Consider the following 1,267-nt stretch of genomic DNA (forward strand, 5'->3'; position numbering starts at 1 on the left):
ATTAATTCACGGTCAAAATACCAGGCCAGATGTTCATCTACCTCAATTTGAATATCGACATGGCGATATCGGCTGAAACTCTGATTATGCAGCAAAATTTCTTCAAGAATATCCGCTGGAAAATGTTCATCCAAATGCAGAGGTAACTGATTTTTTTGTAAACGGTATAAACTGAGTAATTGCAGTAAGTTAGAATTTAAACGACTGGCTTCGTAATGCAGTCTGGATAATTCATCCCGGGCGTCACTCGTTAGCACAGCAGCTTCCTGCTCTAATACTTCAGTAGATTGCAGTAACAAACATAATGAGTTTTTCATGTCATGCACACTGGCTGCCAGTACGGTAGCAAAATCAATTTCCGCATGTTGGTTCGACATCTTTTTCCCCATAATAAACACTAAACTATTAAGGCAGCTCCGCACTTCATCAGTTATCTTTGCTACTATTGGTTATAGCAAATTACAAATTAAAAATAAGTTGGAATATCTTGGCGCTAAGGTATATTAGCCAATGATAGGCTAAAAACGGACCGATTATCGATGAAATTACAACAGCTGCGTTATATCGTTGAGGTGATGAACCACAACTTGAATGTTTCCTCAACGGCAGAAAGCCTGTTTACATCGCAACCTGGGATCAGCAAACAAGTGCGTATGCTAGAAGATGAGCTGGGTATTCAGGTATTTGGTCGCAGTGGTAAGCATTTGACCCATGTTACGCCTGCCGGGCGTGAAGTGATTGAAATTGCCCAACAAATACTGTCCAAAGTCGAGAGCATAAAAGCGGTGGCTAAAGAGCATACGCTGCCGGATCAGGGCAAGTTAAATATCGCCACCACTCATACTCAGGCGCGCTATGCGTTACCGTCGGTAATCAGTGGTTTTATGCAGAAATTTCCCAAGGTGTCATTGCATATGCACCAAGGGACACCGCAACAAATTTCGGAAGCCGCCTCTCGTGGCGAGGCTGATTTTGCCATTGCGACTGAAGCTTTACACCTGTATGGCGATCTGGTGATGTTGCCTTGTTACCATTGGAATCGCAGCGTCATAGTGCGTCAGGATCACCCGCTGGCGCAGCTAATGCGGCCAATCAGCATTGAAGATGTGGCTCAGCACCCCATAGTCACTTACGTCTTTGGTTTTACCGGACGCTCAGAATTAGACCGGGCGTTTGCAGCTCAAGGATTGGAACCGAAGATAGTTTTTACTGCAACCGATGCCGATGTGATTAAAACCTATGTCAGGTTGGGTTTAGGTGTTGGCGT

1 protein-coding gene and 1 pseudogene are annotated in these 1,267 nt (G+C 44.3%); one reads left to right on the forward strand and one right to left on the reverse strand.

Features of this window, described 5'->3' with window-relative positions:
* A pseudogene (locus V7D78_RS11130) lies at positions 1-377 on the reverse strand (sensor histidine kinase); the annotation flags it as partial.
* A 162-nt stretch (positions 378-539) separates the two neighbouring features.
* Here V7D78_RS11130 and cysB point away from each other — a divergent pair.
* Positions 540-1,267, forward strand: a 728-nt coding sequence (cysB, locus tag V7D78_RS11135; protein ID WP_333608526.1) for an HTH-type transcriptional regulator CysB, incomplete at its 3' end; no start/stop codon positions are given.

It is taken from the genome of Arsukibacterium sp. (assembly GCF_036735525.1).
GTDB lineage: Bacteria > Pseudomonadota > Gammaproteobacteria > Enterobacterales > Alteromonadaceae > Alishewanella.